The sequence below is a fragment of the Ruegeria sp. BG3 genome (genome assembly GCF_056538485.1).
Genome location: NZ_JBQFTE010000009.1, coordinates 59,812 through 76,296 on the forward strand (window position 1 = coordinate 59,812; position 16,485 = coordinate 76,296).

Sequence of the window (16,485 nt, forward strand, 5' to 3'; positions counted from 1 at the left end):
CTCAGGCGAAGTAGTCTTTGAGGATGCGGGTGTAGATCGCCTTGAGTTGCTCGATCTGAGCCACCTCGACGCATTCATCCACCTGATGCATGGTCCGTCCGACCAGCCCGAACTCGACCACCGGACAGTGGTTCTTGACGAACCGTGCGTCGGACGTGCCGCCCGTTGTCGACAGCTCGGGCGTGATGCCAGTCTCGGCTTTGACGGCTTTTGACACCAGATCGGAAAGCGTGCCCGGAGGGGTCAGAAAGCTTTCGCCCGAGATCTTGATCCGTGTCTCAATCTCAACGCCGAAACCCTGCGCCACCTGATCGGCCTCCTGCAGTAACCAATCGCTAAGGGCAGCCCCGGAATGCAGGTCGTTAAAGCGGATATTCACCGCCCCACTGCATTGCGCCGGGATCACGTTGGTCGCGGCGTTGCCGGTGTCGATTGTCACAACGGCCAGCGTGGAGGCATCGAAATGGTCGCTGCCCTGATCCAACTCATGACTGGCGAGCCGATCCATCAGCCGCGCCATCGCCGGCAGAGGGTTCTTCGCCCGATGCGGATAGGCCGAATGCCCCTGCACCCCGGTCACTGTAAACCATGCGGTCATTGAGCCGCGACGACCGATCTTGATCATCTCGCCCATATGGTTCGGACAGGTCGGCTCGCCTACCAGACAGACCGACATCCGCTCTTCCGATTGATCCATATAGTCCAGCAGGGCCGTTGTGCCGTCCAGCGCATCGCCTTCCTCATCCCCGGTAATGGTCAGGATGATGGCCCCGTCGGGTGGCGTATCGCGCACGAAATCAATAGCTGCGGCGGCAAAGGCCGCGACTCCGGATTTCATATCGGTTGTGCCGCGTCCGAACATGACGCCGTCATGGACCTCGGCCCCGAAGGGGGGCTTAGTCCATGCGGCCTCATCGCCTACTGGGACAACGTCGGTATGGCCATTGAAGCCAAAACTGCGCGGATGCCCCTTGGCCCCCCAACGAGCGAACAGATTGCAGATGCCGCCGCGATCCACCCGCGTGCAGTCAAACCCCGCTTCTGACAGCAGATTTTCCAGTAAGACCAAAGCCCCCCCTTCAACGGGTGTGACCGATGGGCAACGGATCAAATCCGCCGTCAATTGAACTGCGTCCGTCATTTCGGGCCTCGGGATTGGGTTTTCGTTCAGGTTACCGCACAGATTCAACGAATTGGCCGGATTGCCAACCCCAATCCGCCAGATTCCCCCGGTAATTCCCAAAATGTGTCGAGTTGAGACGCCAATAAAACATGGCGCTTTACCCAGCGGCGACCTTGCTGTTTTGACCTCAATCGCGCTACAGGGCGGCGACACAGGTAATTTGACCATGAAGCGCGCCTTTTACGCATTGATCAGCCTGACTTTCGCCGTTCTCGCACAGCAAAGCCTGGCCCAAACCTTGAACGTCACCACGGTGACCCGCCCGCCGTTTTCCTATGTTGAGGACGGTGCCGAGGCTGGTTTTTCGATGGACCTGCTGGCAGCCCTCGCCGAGTCGCTGGAGTGGGAGTATTCCGTTACCCGGGTCGAGGCCTTCGGTGACATGCTGGGGGCCGTTCAGGATGGCACGGCGGACCTAGCGATCGCAAACATCTCGATCACCGCGCTACGTGAGACGCAGATGGATTTCAGCCAGCCGATCTTCGAGGCCGGGTTGCAGATCATGGTGCCCTCGGATTCGGCGCGCAAGCCGTCGCTGCTGCAGGCGCTGCTGTCGGCCGAGCTGTTCTTTGCCATCGGCTTGGCCTTTGCCATCCTTCTGGGCGGCGGCATGTTGATGTGGGGGTTCGAACGTCGCGCGCAGCCCTATTTCGACCGAAAATTGAACGAGGCTTGGTTCCCTTCCTTCTGGTGGGCACTGAACCTGGTCGTCAACGGCGGCTTTGAAGAGAGGATGCCGCGCACGCCCTTTGGACGAATCTTGGGCGTCATACTGGTGGTGTCGTCCCTGTTCATCGTCTCGGTCTTCACCGCCCGGATCACCAGTGTGATGACGGTGGATGCGATCACCGGAAATGTGAACTCGGTCAATGATCTTTACGGCAAAAATGTCGGCACGATCGAGGGATCGACGGCTGCCAGTTTCCTCAACCGGCGCGAGATCGAATACGTCGCCTACCCCGGGCTTGATGAAATGTTGGAGGCTTTCAAGGCAGAAGACCTGAATGCCGTCGTATTCGACGCCCCGGTCCTGTCCTATTTCGCTGCCCATGAGGGTCGTCGGATCGCCACAATGACCGGAGGGATCTTCCTGCGCGAAAACTACGGCATAGCCTTCCCGACGGGATCACCCTTGGTGGAAGAGGTCAATCAGGCGCTGCTGGCTTTGCGAGAAGATGGCACCTATGACGAGATTTACCGCAAATGGTTCGGGTCCCGAAACTAAGAGGCTGGCCTCTGGTTTCGCAGTGACAGCCGGCTTTGCGGACCAGCTGAAATGCTACAATTGTCGCCTATGGATATCAGTGGTGCGGGTGGAGGGACTTGAACCCCCACGCCTTGCGGCGCCAGAACCTAAATCTGGTGCGTCTACCAATTTCGCCACACCCGCAACCGGACGCTTACGCGTCGGACTGGAGCGCTGGATAGCAAAGCTTTTCCGCCAGCGCGAGGGGTAAAATCCACCCAATGGCAAGTTTTTGCGCTTGAACAAAACGCCATTGCGATTCGCTGGTGTTTGCCAAGCGCTGCGGTATAGTCCGCCAACGTTGCCAATTTGCGAACTATGCGGTTCGTCGCGAGATAGATGTTTTTGAAAGAGAACTCCATACACGTAGGGGTTGAGGCATTCTTATGAATCACGCGCCTTAATGGCGCCACATTTGAAACGCCAAAATATCTTATTCGCGTCAAATTAACACCGCCTTGAACGGGCTTCTTGGTCGCGTAGGAGTTAATGAGTCTTTTCTGCCACTTAGGCACCTTTACGAGTTTTTTGCTCAACTCCAGTCTCGAGGTTCTTTGCTGTGACCGATCTGAACAACTCCGCTGCCCACGAGCAGGATGCCGTCATCTTTGCACGTGAGAGTTTTCTGGGTGAACTCAAAACCCTGAACCGTGACTACCCCAATACCGGCTTTGGAATTTCACTGCGCACCCATTCGGGCCAGCACTATCTGCTGGCAAACGCGCGGATGCCGCTGCCCGCCAGCAAGTCTGATGGCTTTCCAACCGGGCGTCGAGTTGCCTGTCTTGAAAATGGCGACCGCTTCAGCTCGATCGAGGTTCTGGCAGATTCCGAAGGCTATGAAACCATTACACCACGGGCCGAGGCCGAGATTCTGGGCAACGCCCTGAACCTGATTGCCCGTATCGACACCCTGACCGGGATCCCGGCTCAAGGCGCGGACCACGCGCACCGGATCGCGGCAACAGGAACCGGAGGCTGAACATGGCGCGCAATGACCACCTTTTGTCTGTGGGCAACGAAGCTCTGATGCCGATGACGTCGGCGATGACGTCGTTGACATCGCAGATCGACCAACTGACAGAGGTGGCGGATGCGCGCTCCTCGGCGCGTCTGGCGACGCTCAAGACGCGGATGGAGAACTTCACCGCCAGCGTGACGATGGTGGGGCAGGTCAAGGCCGGCAAATCCTCGATCGTGAACATTCTGGCTGGCCGCCCTGCGCTGCTTCCTTCGGATGTCAACCCGTGGACCTCAGTGGTCACGACGCTGAACATCAATACGCGCCCGCCGGGCGACACCAAGTCCAAGTTCACCTTCTTCGAGCAGGAAGAATGGGACAACCTGATGGTGGGTGGTGGTCGTCTGGGCGAGCTGGCCAACCGCGCCGGTGCGGATGACGAAATGGACGATATCCGCCGCCAGATCGGTGAGATGAAGGCCAAATCAGAAGAACGCCTTGGCAAGCATTTCGATCTGATTCTGGGCCAAAGCCACCAGTATGACTATTTCGACGAAGAGCTGATCCAGCGCTACGTCTGTCTGGGCGATGAGGATGACCCGGATATCGACCCGAAAACCGGACGGTTCGCCGATGTGACCAAATCGGCCGAGCTTTACATGGACATCCCGCAATACCCGATTGCGCTGAAGCTCTGCGACACGCCCGGTGTGAACGATACCTTCATGGTGCGCGAGCAGATCACGCTGCGCAGCCTGCGCGGGTCCGAGGTTTGTGTTGTCGTGCTGGCCGCAAGTCAGGCGCTGACCACGATGGATATGGCGCTGATGCGGATCATCGCTCAGTTCGAAAACCGTCAGATCGTCCTGTTCGTGAACCGTATCGATGAGCTGGCTGATCCGGTGAACCAGGTGCCCGAGATCCGTGACCGGATTCAGGACACGCTGAAACAGAACAACATCGACGCCAACACGAGTGTTGTCTTCGGCAGCGCCCTCTGGGCGGAGGCCGCCTTGACCGGCAACCCGGATATTCTGACCGAGGAATCGCGCGAGACCCTGAACACCTTCTACCTTGCTGCAGGGTTCGGGGATCAGGCGCCGTCACTGGATAAGATCTGGGCGCTTTCGGGGCTGCCCGACCTTCTGTTGGCAATGAACGAACGTATCGCCGAAGGGGCAGGGGCCAGATTGCTGGACCGTGTGCGCCACCGGGCGCGCAACATTGCCAGCCAGATTCGCGCCACTGCAGTTGCAAAGACTCTGTCCGGGGGTGAGGGCGTCGTCCGCGATCTTGACGGCGCGTCGCCTGAAGATGCGATTGCCGCTGTTTCCGCCGAGTATGACAAAAAGGCCGCTGACCTGACCGCCAAGCTACGCGACAAGGTGCTGGAGCGTTTGAACTCGGCCGAGACGAGCTTTGTCAAACGGGCCACTGACTCCCTGATTTCGCATCTGGAACAGAATGGTGAACAGGGTACGTGGCAGTATGATCCTGCGGGTCTGCGGACGCTGCAGAAAGCGGCGTATTTCAGCTTTGCCCGTTCGATGCGCAAGGAAGCCGGCGCGCTTTATTCGGCAGCAGCGGCGGATGTCGAGGCGCTCTATCAGAAACTGCTTGGCAATCATCTGGGTGAGTTCAACATCGAAGCCCCGATCGTGCCCCGTGTACCGCCCCCGCTGGGGATCGGTCGCACCATCGCGCTGGACCTGCAAAGCACATGGTGGCGGCGCTGGTGGCAGCGGCGCAAAGGGTTCGAGGCCTATGCATCTGACTACACCCGTCTGATCGCGTCCGAAGCGAACTCGATCACCAAGGATATCGAGGAAAATCAGGTCGCCGCCGTACTTGAAAACGTGCGGGCCGTCCTGACCGATTTCCTGCGCGAGCAGAAGGAAACCCTGCTGAATATCTCGGCCACGGCCGAGAAGGATGCAGGGCAGAATCCGGCGCTTATGGCGGGTCTGCAATTGCAGAAATCCCGTGACGAGATTCTGGGCAGCATCCTCAAAGATCTAAGCAACGAAGCGGCGTAAGTAGAAAAATGGCAAAAGACATCCAAAACCGTTTCATCACCCCCAAGGCATGGGAGCGTATCGAGCAGTGGTCGCGCCGTAAGCCGGTTTTCGCCCTTATGGGCGAGTTCAGCGCCGGTAAATCGACGCTTATGAACTTTCTGCTGCGCAAGCAGGCCTTGCCGACGCAAGTCACCGCAACCCAGCTGCCACCGGTTTGGTTCAGCTATGGCAATCGCTCAGCTTACGTCAAACGCCATGATGGCAGCACCGAAGATATCTCGCTGGATCAGCTTGAGAGTGTGGGTGTCAACGACGCGCAGTTCATTCGAATTTTCCTTGAGGCTGATATTCTTGAGGCGGTGGATCTGATCGACACGCCTGGTATCTCGGACCCCAAAATCTCGACCGATGTTTGGCAGCGCGCTGTCGGGCAGGCTAATGGCGTTCTGTGGTGTACACATGCGACACAGGCCTGGCGGGAAACTGAACGTGCGACATGGGTCTCTCTGCCCGAACGGTTGCAGAACAATTCGATCCTGCTGATTACGCGCGCCGATGCGTTGGGCCAGAAGGACCGCCAAAAAGTTCTGCGGCGGGTCAACCGCGAAGCGGGGCATCTGTTCAACCGCTCGATCCTGTTTTCCGCCCGCGACGCGATTACCGCGCGTGACAAAACCGGCGACCCCGAGATGTGGGCGCGCAGTGGTGGCGGCAAGATGATCGACTGCTTCCTTGGGATCACCGAGCAGATCATGGACACCCGCGCCGGCCATCTGTCGCGGTACCAAATTGACAAGAGCCAGTCTGACGGCCCGCTGGTGCGCCCGACCCGGCCCAAGCGCAAGGATGAGACCGCTGAGGTCGCGCCGCTGAAGCTGGTGGATCCGGTTCCTTCGGAGACCCCGGAGGTGGCAGATCAGGACAGTGGCGTGGTCACCAATTTCCCAGTGCGCCCGTCCCGCGTCGAACGCCGCTCGGACGAGGTAGAGCGGGAGCGGATCAATGCGGACGAGGCCGAGCGCCTGCGCGCCGAAATGGTCCCGACGCCGGACCCTCAACCCGCCGAGACGGAAGAGGACCAGTTGCGCGCCCAGTTCAAAGAAGACCCCAAAGACCCGCTGGACCTGTCCTCTTTCGCTGATAACGGGGCGGACCTGGACGTGTTCGAATTCTCGGGTGCGGAAGACGAAGATGAGAATGTCTTTGCCGAAGAGGATGAAACACCCAGCCCCTCAAATGATGTGGCTGAGGCAGCGCCTGAGGCTGAGGAATCTGAAGACCTTCTGGAATCGCTCAACAAGACCTTGTCCAACACACCAGAGGTTGCGCCGACGGAGGCCACAGAAGACCAGTCTGATGCGCCCGGGATCGAGGTTTCGGTCTCGTCGATCACGGCATTGATGGCGGAACAGTCGGGCAGCGATGAAGATGACTTTGAACCGGAGCCCGAAACCAACGGCCTGGTCGAAGTGCGACTGATGCCGCAGCCCGAACCGGAAGAGGTTGAGGAAGATGCAAACGAGGGGCTGATGGACATCCCCACAGGTGAGCTTCCCAGCGCAGCCGCAATGTGGCGAGAGCTTGCCGCCGCCGGGGATCTGCCGACCGATGCTGAGGGTCTTCAACGCGCGTTCTTGGCCTTCCTGGCTGAGTTCGACCAGATTGCCCTTGAGCATATCGAAACTCAGGCCAAAGAGGCGATCAGGTCCATTCCCAAAGCCGGGGAACACAGAGGGGCAGAATGGCATGTTCTGTAGCCGACGCCGACAAGACACGAAGAAGGTCAGGGGTTAAATGTCTATTCAAGTTGCTCTGACCGCGGCGATGGAGACGATACCCGATTGCGTTGCAGCCGGGTATGTCGACATGGAAACGGGGATGTTGCTGGGCACCAGCGTCAAAGACCCTGATGCATCGGACATGCTGGACACGCTGGCTTTGGCCGCGGCAAACCTGTTTCAGGGGCGCGGGGTGGTGGCTTTTGAAACCATGCTGCGTGAAGCAGGAGGGGATACATCTGAAACACCGGGATTTGGGGAAATCGCGGTGTTTTCCGGCGACAGGTTGATCATTTTCCAGCGGACCCGGGAATATCCCGAACATGTGGTCTGCTACATCTGCAGCAACAGCGCGAATGTAGGGTTGGCGCTGACAAAATCACATCTCAGCTTAGGGCCGGTTGCGGCCGCAGTCTGAACGGGACCAGAGGGGGTCACGGTATGATGGATACGAACATACTCGACATGCTCGACAATATCGGGCGGTCCTCGGTTGCACGTTTGTCGCCTGCCGTCCCGGTCGAGGGCGAGACCTCGGTTGCGCGCCGGGCGGGTGTTCTGCGCGCAATTCGTGGCACCGTTCTGCCGCGTCGCTTGGAGTTTACCGCGGCCAACGGAGACGTGCTGGCAATCGAGGTTAGCAATGCCCGCGTGACCGATGTGTTCCGCGTCCGGTCGGGTATGGTGCCGGATTTTGAAACCGAACCACGCGAAGGGCTGATCGGCAAACTTGCGCAATTAGTGTCGGACATCGCCGACGCGCCCGCGCCGCTGGAATTCATCTCGCTAAAACCCGATGCCGAGCTTGAGGCCGATGACGTCGGCGTCACACTTGGCGAAATCGAAACGGCCTGCGCCCGGATCGAACTCCCGGCGGAGCCGATTGTTTCGGTTGTACCGGATGTTGAAGAACCCGCGCCTCAGGCACCGAATGCCACTTCTTCCGCGCGGGGTTTCTTTGACAGTGCCGAGCGTTTCGCGCAGGCGCGTGGCCTGATCGACGGGGGTTATCCTCAGTTCGAAGGGGACGCCGCACTGCGCCCCGATGCCGATCTTCTGGCGCGTTTCATGGCGGATCTGACCGGATGGAACGAGGATAGCCAGCCCGAACTGCAACAGCCTCAGTTGATTGTCATGCGTCCTTCGGGGGGTAAGGGGGCCGCCGTGGCGGTGGTGCAGGATCAAGGCCAGACCGCCATTGCCGTGCATGACGCGCGCAAGCTGGGTGCCGTTGTTGGCCTGTGGACCAAACTTTCCGGGGGTGACTCATGAGCGCCTCCCGATCCTTCAAATTTTCGATCAATTCAAACCAGTGTTTCTTGTTACCAGGGTAAAAAGTTATGAGTGAAACCAGTCGCCGCGAGCTTATTCGCATTGCCGAGGACATGAACGAGACGAGCAATGACGAAACCCGTCAGTTTATCTCGCGCATTGTCGGAGACCTTTCAGGGTTGAAACCGTCGATCGCCTTTGTTGGGCAGATCAAGGCGGGAAAATCGCGTTTGATCAACGGCTTCACGGGGCAGGCCGAATACCTGCCCTCGGATGTGAACCCGTGGACGACGGTGATCACCGATATGCACTTCGGCCATCCTTCGGGCCGCACCGAAGGGGCAGAGTTCCACTTCTTCGACAATCACCAGTGGCAGGCTCTGATCGCTGAGGGTGAAGAGCTGCGCAACATGTTCCCTGATGAAGAGGACAGCTATAAGCGCGAGATGATCGAAGAGCAGGTCGAGGCGATGAAAACCCGCGCCCGTCTGCGTCTGGGCGACAGTTACGAACAAATGTTGGGTCAGCACCACGATCTGGAAGACCTGAACTCGGACGATCTGGCCCGCTATGTCTGCGCGGGCGATGATCCGAGCGATAGCGAAACCCACGATCCCGGCTCGGATCGGGGACTTTACAGTGATATCACCCGCAAGGCCGAGGTCTATTTTGACATCGGCCATTTCCCGTTTCCGCTGACCGTTACCGACACGCCGGGCGTCAACGACCCGCTGCTGATCCGCGAAGAAATCTCGCGCCAGTACCTCAAGGAATCCGATTTCTTTGTGGTGGTTCTGTCTGCGCATCAGGCCTTGTCGCGGGCTGACCTGAAGCTGTTCCGCCTTATGCAGGCGCTGGAACTGGGTCAGATCGTAGTCTTCATCAACCGCGTGGATGAGCTGGGCGGCGGAGCCGAGGATGCAGGCAAGGTGCGCAGTGATGTTCTGGACGGTCTGGAACAAGCGCTGGGGAACTCGGACATTGACGTGCTGATGGGCAGTGCCCAATGGGCGCATTACGCTCTGACCGGGGATGAGACCGGCGTCAATCACGATGACGTTCTGGCCTGGCTGCGCGCCCATCCCGAGCAGATGAAGCAATATCTGGACGGTGTGGAGGAGATCAAGCAAGGTCCTGGCCCGATCAGCCGTGAAGGCGTGCTGCGCTTTGCCGCCATGATCGCCTCGGGCCTGCCGGATCTGCGGCGGCATGTGACACAGGCCTTGGCCGACGGGCCGCGCAGTGAACAGCTGCGGATGGCGTGGCAGCATTTGAATAGCTTCGCGCAGGGCGAATTGGAACGGTCGCAGGCCGAGCTGCGCGCGCTGGAGTCCGAGGATGGCTCGGCCACAGTCGATCTGGATGAAAACAACAAGACGCTTGGCGAACTCAGGGCGCTTGTCGCCGAGAAGACCGAGGTGATGACGCGCGATATGGATGACGTGCTGGCCAATCTGCGCGGCGTTATGGATGACACGGTGGCCGAGGCGGTCTCGGCCGTGGTGCGTGGCCCGGATGGCAATTCGCCTCTGCTGGCCAAAGGCGCTGAGACCGAGCTGAACTTTACCCCTCTGCGCGACCGGATGCGCGAGTTGATTCAGGGGGCCACGCAGGTCGTCCGCCAGCGCATGCTGAGTGAGCTTTACGCGATCGACATGCAGGCCAACGCGGCCCTGCGCGCCTTGCCCGGATGGCAGGACCCTGTCGACAACCGCATGAACACCAGCGCGGTGCGGTGGTTCCGGCCGGACACCACGGCGCTGACCCGCGGTATTACGGTGGAGTTGCGGGTGAACTGGCTGTCGCGCCTGATTTCGCGCAAAAGCGTCGTCACGCGTGCAGAGCGGATGATCGTGCAGGAATTCGAACTGATCGGGGATGATCTGATCGATACGGCTCGTGAAAACATGATGGAGCGGCTGAAAACGGTTCTGGACCACTATGTGGCGCTGTTGGGCGGCTATCTTGAACACCGGACCGGTTCGGGTGAAACTAATGCTCAGGCCGAAGCGCAGGATGCGTTCGATCGGGCCCGTCGCATCGCTGATGAATTGGAAACGGTGTTCGGCCCGGTGCGCACGGATGAAGGACAAGCAAAGGCAGCGGAATGATCGAATTTCCCGGAACCGAACAGGACGTCAGACAGCTTGAGCGCTTTCTGAACGCAACCGAATCCCTGCCAATGGATTCGGCGCTGGAGGATATGCGTTCGAAGGCTCTGGCCCATGCTGAGCGTCTGTCCAATGCGGTCAATATCGGTTTTGCCGGGGAATTCGGGGCGGGCAAATCCAGCCTCGCCAACATGCTGGCCGGGGCGGATATCCTGCCCACCGGCCCACAGCATCTGAAGCTGCCCCTCGTGATAGTTGCTTATGCGGATGCGCCTGAAACCACCGTCGGCTGGTGGGACAAGGAGCCCAAGACTTACTCAGGGATCGTGCTGGAGAAAGCGGCAGAAGATAAGCCCGACTTCATCTCGGTCGGGTTGAACACGCCCGCGCTGCGCGAGATCTCTCTCTTCGACCTGCCCGGCTCGGGCGCGTTGGATGAGACCTATAAACCAACGCTCGACCTGCTGCGTTTCGTGGACTGCGCCATCTGGTGCACCAACGGCACAAACGCCTGGCGCGAGACCGAGCGTCATCTCTGGGCACAGGTCCCGCAGGAATTGCGCGACAACAGTCTGCTTGCCGTTACCCATACCGATTTGCCTCACGTCCGTGATGCTCTGGACCGTGTGCTTGCCCGGTTGAACAAGGAAAAAACAGGCCTTTTCAACGCCGTGGTTCCAATCGGTACGCCCGTCGCTGTGAAAGCTATGGCGCAAGAGCCTGAACCAGATTTTGATCTGTGGGAAAACTGCGGCGGTCAGAATTTGGCCGAGAAGGTGCTCGAGGCAGCTTCCGCGCGTCGGATGCATGACCTGAACGCAGCCCGAAAAGACATCGCCGAGTTGTTCCAGCCATTTCTGGAAACTCTCGCTGGCCCCGAGCCAGAGCCGGAGACCGAAAGCCCCTCGGTTCAAGCTGCGCTTGGATCGGCCTTACCACCGTTGAACAACCCGATCCTCGAAGACTGGCTGGCCGCGATTGCCAGCATCTATGAAGACCTGCGTGAGTCCTCGGATATCGAACCGGCCGCTTTTCTGCAAAGCTGCCAGGAAATCGTTGAGGATTTTGCCGAACGTCTGGAACAGGGCGGTGAGATCGACCCCGAAGCGGACTGGATTCCCGGTGAGTTCGAAAAGGCCACCGACCTTCTTCTTCTCCTGCAATTCGAAAGCGGCGATGCGCCTTTGCGTGATGCCATCAGCATTCTGGCACAGCTGAGCGACAACCTGGCTTGGGCTGGCAGTACCGTGGCGACCGAGCAGTCCAAGACCGGAACCTGACGCGCGCCACCTGGAATTGAGCTGCACTGCGGCGATTCGAAGCCTGCCCAAAACGATTCCCTATTGTTTCGAATTCGTAGACCAACCGCTTGTTTTGGTCGGTTCAGTTTTCGAATTATATATGTGATTTTACCACATATATGATTGCAATATGGACTCAACACTATATGTTGATTTAGGGGAAATACGATCCATAGTGAAGCCATGAGGCGGCCCCAATAAAGTCAAATTTGAAACGTCTAACCGGACTTAAGTGTCCTGCGGTTGTTTTTGGTTATGAGTTCGCGGGCTGATTGCCCAGTTTTCTGTGCCGCGATTTGAGAAATACGGGCGGATTGAAATGAGCCATAACCAGGCTGTCGGTGCATCGCACGACGAACCAAAAATTGAAGGCCTGCAACCCGGAGCCAAGCTCCTGCGGGGGCAGTATGAAATCCTGAGCTATCTCAGCAATGGTGGCTTCGGAATCACCTATCTGGCCCGTGACAGCCTGGAGCGGGACGTGGTGATCAAAGAGTGTTTCCCCGGCGCGCTCTGCCGTCGCGATGGAGACCTGGTCGAAGCCGCCGATCCGTCCTACTCCGAAGACCTGCGCGCGATTGTTGACCTCTTCATTCAGGAAGCACGCAACCACGCGCGGCTGGTGCACCCCAACATCGTCGACGTTCATCAGGTGTTTGAGGACAACAACACCGCCTATATCGCCATGGACCTGATCCGCGGGTGCGACTTGCTGGACTACATGGACAAGCCCGAGAACGAAAGCGGCCCTGACTTCATCGTGCAGGTGACCGAAAAGATGCTGTCTGCGGTCTCGTTCATCCACCAGAGCGGCATGCTGCACCGGGACATTTCCCCTGACAACATCCTGATCGACGAGAATGGCGATCCGGTTCTGATCGACTTTGGCGCTGCACGCGAGCAGGCGGCGAACAAGTCGGCAGCGCTGTTGACGCTGCGGGTGATCAAGGATGGCTACTCACCCCATGAATTCTATGTACGCGGTGCTGAGCAAGGTCCCAGTAGTGACCTCTATGTGCTGGCGGCAACGCTGTATCACGCGATCAGCGGAGAGCGTCCGATTGACGGTCAAAGCCGCCTGAACGCGTTCAATAACGGTCAGGAAGATCCCTACACCCCGCTGACCGGTCGGTTCGAAGGCTATCCCGAGGGATTCCTGGAAGCGATCGACAAGGCGATGGAGGTTCACGCCACCGACCGTCTGCAATCGGCGCTGGATTGGCTGCGCATGTTCCGCGGGCCGGGGGTGATGTTCGACACATTCGCCTACCGTCCGGTCTCGGTCATCGTCGGCATGGACCGTGAGGACAAAGAGGCCGAGAAAGCGCGGATCAAGGCCGAAAGCGAAAATGCCGAGGCGGTTGTGACCGCTTTGTTGGCGGGCAATTCCGACATTGTCATGGGCAATGAGGACAAGGCCGAAGAGGATCTGTCCAAGCTCTCACCCCGCGAGGAACCGGCGGTTGCCGTCGATACAGTTGTCAAAAGCGGATCGAGCGGCAATGGCAAGCTGTTGGCAGGTGTGGCTGTTGTGGCCATCGCATTGGCCGCAGGTGGGTATGTGATGATGTCCAGAGATGCGGACAAGGTCGAGACGGCGGCGGTGACCCCTGCGGCGGAAGCGGCGGAACCCGCAACCGCAGCGGTGGCAACCGAAACAGCGGCCGTCGAACCGGCCCAAACGGAAGAGCCTTCACAGGAACTGGAACAAGTCAGCGCTGCAGTGCAGCCTGTCGAGCAGGAGCCGGTTGAAACTGCGGAGACGGTTGCCACAGAAGCAGCCCCCGCAGAAACGGTGACCGAAGAAGCAACGCCTGAAGAAACCACAGCTGCGTCCGAAGAAACAGCAGTCGCGAACGAAGAAGCCGCAGCTGCACCCGAAGAAACGGTAGCCGCACCCGAAGTGACCGCGCCCGAGGCTGAGGCCCCGGCAGCTCCGGTCAATCTGGACGAGGCTCAGGTGGCGTTCTCGCATTGGGATGTTGAGGTTCCGTTTGACACGTCCCGTCGTCGCGCCTCGACTGGCAATATGTTCTCGATCACGGGTGTGGATGCCAATCAGGATATGTCGATTATTGGCGACTGGGTTCAGCGCGGGGCCACCATCTTTACTTTGAATGGCAAGCCGGTACGCGATGATGCCTCGTTTGCGGCACAGGTGCTTGAGAACCTGCAGGTGGATCCCGACGGGTATCTGCGCGTGGCTGCGCGCTACCGTCCTCTGGGTGAGACACGGGCGCAAAACGGATTGCTGGCGCTGCCTGCATTCCGCACGATCGGGTTGGAAAACGGCTACGGCTTTAGCGTCAATGGCAATGGGGCCGGTGGCTGGCAGACAGTCGTGACTGAGGTGCCTGAAGGCGCGTCGGGCAGCTTGCAAACTGGGGATGTTCTGGTCAGCGAGGCCGAAACGGGTCTTGCTTTTGAAGGACCGGAAAGCCTCGATGCGGTGTTGGCGCAACTGGTCTCGGACGAGCAGCCTCAGGCGCGGTTTACAGTATCGCGCAACGGTGCCGATACAGGCGCAACCATGCCTCTTGCGCAGGAGTGATCAGACCGGTTCGAACGTAATCTGCCAGCGTGTGTTTGCTGAGGGTGGCCCCCGAAAGACAGCCACCCTGACGGGATCCGGCCCGACGCAGAAAGGTAAAAAGTTTCCTGGTTTCAAGATTAAAGACCGCAGCGCGGACAGACGCGGTGCGGGTATCGAAACGGCACAGAATTGCGTGCCAACAAGTTGAAGGTGTCGACACCATGTTCAAATACAAAAGCCCTCTCAGCCGGCTTCTAGAAGGTGCCGGCAAAGCCAAAGAAGAAGAAACGACTGAGGCAGCAGCCCCGACCGAGGAAAAGCCCGAACCGATTGCGGATTTCAACGCGCTGCGCGCGGCGCTGGGCGGCGGCAATCTGGCCTCTGAGGCGTATGAAGAGACTTATGACGAAGAGGATGAGCTGACCGCCGAAGGCGAGATGCCCGAGTTTTCGGATGCCGAAGACGTGGCCGAGGACACCGAAGAAGAGACGTCGATCTTCGCAGAAGAGGCTCCGGTGACCGAAGAGGTGGCTGAGGAAGTAGCGATTGACGAGCCGGAAGCTGACGAGCAGATCGTGACCCTGCATCTGTCCGAAGACGAGCGGGTCGAAGCGCCGGTTCAGGATGAGGTCGAAGTGGCAGAGCCCGAAGCGATCGAACCTGTCGCGGTCGAGCCTATTCCGGAAGCAACCTCCGCTCCGGTCGAGCCTGAGATCGAAGTTCAGGAACCGGTGGCGGAAGCCCCCGCACCGCAGCCTGAACCCGAGGTGCAGGCCACTGCGGTTGAGCCGACACCGACACCAGCGCCAACTCCGGCCCCGGCCCCAGCCGAGGACCGCCGTTCGCGTGTGAAGACCACGTTCCTGGGTTTCGAACGCGCAGATACACACGTTCAGGATCTGATCGAAACCGCCGAGCCGGTCGCCAAGACCGAAGCCGCGCAGGAGACCTTCCCTGTGGGTTGGCTGGTTGTCACCCAAGGCCCTGGCCGTGGGTCCAGCATCACCCTGACCGAAGGTCTGATGCAGATCGGACGCAATGATGATCAGGCCATCCAGCTGGATTTCGGCGACACTGGAATCTCGCGCAGCAACCACGCCGTGATTGCGTATGACCCGGAAGATCGCAAATGCTATCTGGGTCACGGCGGCAAGGCCAATCTGGTGCGCCTGAACGGCAAGCCGGTCCTCAGTACTGTGGCGCTGTCCAATGGCGATCTGATCCGCATCAGCGAAACCTCGATCCGTTTCATGGCCTTCTGCGACGAAGGTTTTGATTGGCGGGATTCCTGATAGATGCTCGCGACTCCGGCATATGACGTTGCGCTGATCCTGAACCAGGGTCAGCGGGACACGCAGGAGGATGCTATCGCTGCGCGTATGTTCGACGCAGCGGATGCAGGCTATGTGGTGATTGCCGACGGTATGGGCGGGCATGAGGCCGGTGAGGTGGCCTCAAGCCTCGTGGTTGCCGCCTGGCGCGAGGCACTGGACGCCGAGCTGGAAAGCGACACCCTGTCTGAGCGCGCGGCAATAGATGCGCTGCCATTGGCGGCTATGCAGGCTAACGCTTTGATTTCGAACCGAAATGAAGAACAGGGCGAAGGCTGCAACATGGGGTCCACCTTGCTGGGCACCTTGCTGTTGGGGCAGCGTCTGTTCTGGATTTCGATTGGCGACAGCCCGCTCTACCTGTTTCGGGACGGCGCGCTGTTGCAGATCAACGAAGACCACTCCATGGCACCGATGATCGACGCGCAGGTTGCCGACGGTACGCTGACCGAAGCGCAGGCTCGGTCTCATCCGGACCGCAATCAGCTGACCTCGGTCATTATGGGGGGTGCAATTCCCAAAGTGGATTGCCCGGAAGATCCGCTGGCATTGACGGCTGCGGATATCCTCATCCTCGGCAGTGATGGCCTGCAGACCCTGACCGATGACGAGCTTCAGGCGGTTGTGGGCACCCACGCGCAGGCATTGGCGCAAGAAATCGCAGAGGCATTGCAGCAGGCGGTGCTGGCGAAGAACAACCCTGATCAAGACAACCTCTCAATCGCAGTCGTGAAACTTGCGAAACAATAAT

Annotated in this window: 12 protein-coding genes and 1 tRNA gene; 11 read left to right on the forward strand and 2 right to left on the reverse strand. The window is 59.2% G+C overall.

All coding sequences use genetic code 11. The features are described from left to right. Position 1: 1 nt before the first annotated feature. Complete coding sequence (gene dapE, locus ACR0AI_RS14870) at positions 2–1,141, reverse strand: succinyl-diaminopimelate desuccinylase (RefSeq protein ID WP_480675340.1); 1,140 nt, start codon at positions 1,139–1,141, stop codon at positions 2–4. A gap of 208 nt (positions 1,142–1,349) precedes the next feature. Between dapE and ACR0AI_RS14875 the strand changes: the two genes are divergently transcribed. Beyond that, the gene (locus ACR0AI_RS14875; protein WP_170678141.1) at positions 1,350–2,408 is read left to right on the forward strand and encodes a transporter substrate-binding domain-containing protein; all 1,059 of its coding nucleotides are present in this window, start codon (positions 1,350–1,352) and stop codon (positions 2,406–2,408) included. An 80-nt stretch (positions 2,409–2,488) separates the two neighbouring features. On the opposite strand, the gene ACR0AI_RS14880 is transcribed toward ACR0AI_RS14875, so the two are convergent. Further along, positions 2,489–2,573: transfer RNA gene (locus ACR0AI_RS14880), tRNA-Leu, on the reverse strand. A gap of 415 nt (positions 2,574–2,988) precedes the next feature. On the opposite strand from ACR0AI_RS14880, the gene ACR0AI_RS14885 reads away from it, so the two are divergent. The 10 genes from ACR0AI_RS14885 (at position 2,989) to ACR0AI_RS14930 (ending at position 16,484) form a co-directional block, all read left to right on the forward strand. Next, positions 2,989–3,411: a hypothetical protein gene (locus ACR0AI_RS14885; RefSeq protein ID WP_170638087.1), complete on the forward strand. Its 423-nt coding sequence runs from the start codon at positions 2,989–2,991 to the stop codon at positions 3,409–3,411. Positions 3,412–3,413: 2 nt separating this feature from the next. Then, entirely contained in the window at positions 3,414–5,426 is a 2,013-nt protein-coding gene (locus ACR0AI_RS14890) for a dynamin family protein (RefSeq protein ID WP_170375735.1), read from the forward strand. Between the two features lie 8 nt (positions 5,427–5,434). Further along, complete coding sequence (locus ACR0AI_RS14895) at positions 5,435–7,165, forward strand: dynamin family protein (protein WP_480675338.1); 1,731 nt, start codon at positions 5,435–5,437, stop codon at positions 7,163–7,165. A gap of 37 nt (positions 7,166–7,202) precedes the next feature. Next, positions 7,203–7,604 (forward strand): hypothetical protein, encoded by a 402-nt coding sequence (locus ACR0AI_RS14900; protein WP_480675336.1) that lies wholly within the window; start codon positions 7,203–7,205, stop codon positions 7,602–7,604. Positions 7,605–7,627: 23 nt separating this feature from the next. Then, positions 7,628–8,458: a hypothetical protein gene (locus ACR0AI_RS14905; RefSeq protein WP_480675334.1), complete on the forward strand. Its 831-nt coding sequence runs from the start codon at positions 7,628–7,630 to the stop codon at positions 8,456–8,458. A 68-nt stretch (positions 8,459–8,526) separates the two neighbouring features. Further along, on the forward strand, positions 8,527–10,569 hold the full coding sequence (locus ACR0AI_RS14910; RefSeq protein ID WP_480675332.1) for a dynamin family protein: 2,043 nt from the start codon (positions 8,527–8,529) through the stop codon (positions 10,567–10,569). Next, positions 10,566–11,849, forward strand: coding sequence for a dynamin family protein (locus ACR0AI_RS14915; RefSeq protein WP_480675330.1), 1,284 nt, complete (start codon positions 10,566–10,568; stop codon positions 11,847–11,849). The genes ACR0AI_RS14910 and ACR0AI_RS14915 overlap by 4 nt, the downstream gene beginning before the upstream one ends. Positions 11,850–12,189: 340 nt before the next feature. Beyond that, positions 12,190–14,421 carry a serine/threonine-protein kinase gene (locus ACR0AI_RS14920; protein WP_480675328.1) on the forward strand — a complete coding sequence of 744 codons (2,232 nt, stop codon included), beginning with the start codon at positions 12,190–12,192 and terminating at the stop codon, positions 14,419–14,421. A 203-nt stretch (positions 14,422–14,624) separates the two neighbouring features. Further along, entirely contained in the window at positions 14,625–15,695 is a 1,071-nt protein-coding gene (locus ACR0AI_RS14925) for an FHA domain-containing protein (RefSeq protein ID WP_480675326.1), read from the forward strand. A 3-nt stretch (positions 15,696–15,698) separates the two neighbouring features. After that, positions 15,699–16,484, forward strand: coding sequence for a PP2C family protein-serine/threonine phosphatase (locus ACR0AI_RS14930; RefSeq protein WP_480675324.1), 786 nt, complete (start codon positions 15,699–15,701; stop codon positions 16,482–16,484). The last annotated feature ends 1 nt before the right edge of the window (position 16,485 follow it).